Below are 2,184 nucleotides of genomic sequence, written 5' to 3'. Positions count from 1 at the left end.
CGAGCCGCGGGTCGGCAAGAGCCATTCCCGCGCGAATTGCCGGTTCAACCAGATCCCAGGACCTGGACATGGACCCGCCGATCACCAGGATCCCCGCGTCGAACCGGCTGATCACGATTGCGAGAGTCTCGCCCAGAGCTCCGAAAGCTCGGTCCAGCACGAGTCGTGCAGTTTCGTCACCGGCCCGGCTGAGTTCAGCAATGGTGTGGACGTCGGGACCGGAGTCCGGGCTCAGACCGGCCGCGTCGGAGTAGGCCGCGCGGATGGCGCGTCGGGACACGGTGTTTTCTAGGGGTCGGCCCTGATAGACCTCGTGGTGGATGCTCCCATCCGGTGAGACCGCCGGCCCGGTGCTGACCGGCTGCCCGTTGATCAGGAAGGTGGAGCCGACGCCGGTGCCCAGCGTGATGCAGATGGCCCGCTCATTCCCCCGAGCCGCCCCGAGGGCGTATTCCCCGATGCCGAACGCGTCGGCGTCGTTGAGGAAATGGATCGTGCCGGGGGTCGGTTTAATCCGCTTCATCAGCGCTTCACCGAGATCGAAGCCGTTCAGGCTGTCGAACTTTCCCACATGCTCGAAACGGCCAATGCCCTGGTTGTAGTCGAAGGGGCCGGGAATAGCTACCGACCAGGTCGCTCCCGGCTCGCCCCGCAGCGCGTCGGCAGCAGCACCAATCTCCTCGACCAGGCTCTCGGCGGTCCCCTGGGCCTGCAGGTCGACCCGAGCCAGGGAGTCCCGGTCGATAACCCACGTTCCGGATTCCACCACCGCGGCCGTGAGGTGGGTGCCTCCAATTTCGAGCACAGGGATGGTGTTGCCACTCATTGATGGTGCCTTTCAGTCTGTCCGAATACGGTATCTCCGAACCAGGATCAACAGTAATTCGTTGCGGTCCTCGCGGGAGCCTCCCCCAAATCGGCTAGACCGCCATCAGCCGATCTACCGCCTGCACCACCCGCACCCAGGCTTCGGTCCCCGGGGTGATCATCGCGGAGTGGTCGCCGGGGATCATGATCAACTCAGCAGCCGCACCTGCGGCCGCCGCCGTCGTCACATAACTGTCCGATTGGCTGAGCGGCACCGTTGAGTCGTCCTCACCGTGCAAAGCTAGCACCGGAATGGGCAGCGGGATCGCTGTCATCGGGTCAGCCAACCGGTACCGAACGGGATCCTCGGCCGGGCCCACGCCCAGCAGGTTCAGCACGGCACCGTCTCCCAGCCCCTGTTCATGGGCTGCTGCCAGATTCAGCACACCCGACTGGCTCACGACGCCGGTCAGCGGCACCAGGGGCGTTCCGGCGCCGGGAGCCCCGTCGGGCAGCGTTGACCGCCCGGCGGCCCATACCGCGAGGTGGCCGCCGGCCGAATGGCCAAGCGCCGTCGTCGTGCCCAGATCGAGGCTGTGTTCGTCGGCCGCCGTCGCCAGGAGATCTATGCCGGCGCTCACGTCGGCGAAGGTTTCCGGCCAGCCACCCCCATTGCCGGCCCGNCCCGCCGGTATTCAAGGTTCCAGCAGACGTAGCCCCGGGACGACAGGTCTTCGGCGAGAGGCCGGCCAAGATCCAGTCCGTACCCTGAGCGCCAATAGCCCCCGTGGATAACCACGACGACGCCCGGGAGGTGCTCCCCGGCTGGCAGGTACAACTCGGCGAACTGGCTGGGATCATCGCCATAGGTGTAGCGCTGGGGTGTCACTGGTTCCTCCGGTTGCTGGGTGGGGTTGGCTGAACTCCCGGGCGCGCAGCCGGCGAGTGCGGTCGCTGCAGCGAGGCCGGCGGCGCCCAGGACGGTGCGTCGGCGTAGGTTGTCCACACCGGAAGCGTAACCTTGCCGACCCTTCACATGCGCCGGGGAGGGTGTTTGAATGAATGGACCAATCAAGGGGGAACAATGCAGACCAAAGGAACCCGGCGGCTCATCACGGGCGGTATCGCACTGGTAGCCACGATTTTCATCCTCCCGACGCCACTGTTCGAAGTCTTCAACGGAACGGCTGAGGGCCTCACGATGGTGCTCTTCGTCCTCGGGGCGGCGCTCCTGGCGGGGGGACTGGTTCTGGTCGTCACCGGCCTGCGATTGCGATCACGAGACTTAAGCACTCCCCGAAGCTACGACACCCGGCAGCCGGCCACCCAGGACGATGATCGGCCCATCGACAGCCACTCCATGCCGACTGCCGCCCG

Annotated in this window: 3 protein-coding genes; 1 reads left to right on the top strand and 2 read right to left on the bottom strand. The window is 66.2% G+C overall.

Annotation, left to right across the window (positions count from 1 at the left end):
- Both K728_RS0114520 and K728_RS19575 read right to left on the bottom strand, forming a co-directional pair.
- On the bottom strand, window positions 1-826 hold an 826-nt coding region (locus K728_RS0114520), incomplete at its 3' end, for an ROK family protein (RefSeq protein WP_035748237.1).
- 94 nt (window positions 827-920) lie between these two features.
- The gene (locus K728_RS19575; protein ID WP_337587505.1) at window positions 921-1,448 is read right to left on the bottom strand and encodes an alpha/beta hydrolase family protein; all 528 of its coding nucleotides are present in this window, start codon (window positions 1,446-1,448) and stop codon (window positions 921-923) included.
- Between the two features lie 443 nt (window positions 1,449-1,891).
- Between K728_RS19575 and K728_RS23345 the strand changes: the two genes are divergently transcribed.
- On the top strand, window positions 1,892-2,184 hold a 293-nt coding region (locus K728_RS23345; RefSeq protein WP_193353943.1), incomplete at its 3' end, for a hypothetical protein.

It is taken from the genome of Arthrobacter sp. CAL618, assembly GCF_000468215.1.
Lineage (GTDB): Bacteria > Actinomycetota > Actinomycetes > Actinomycetales > Micrococcaceae > Arthrobacter_D.
Note: the sequence above shows the minus strand (reverse complement) of the source record. Positions and strands in the feature narration are given on the sequence as shown.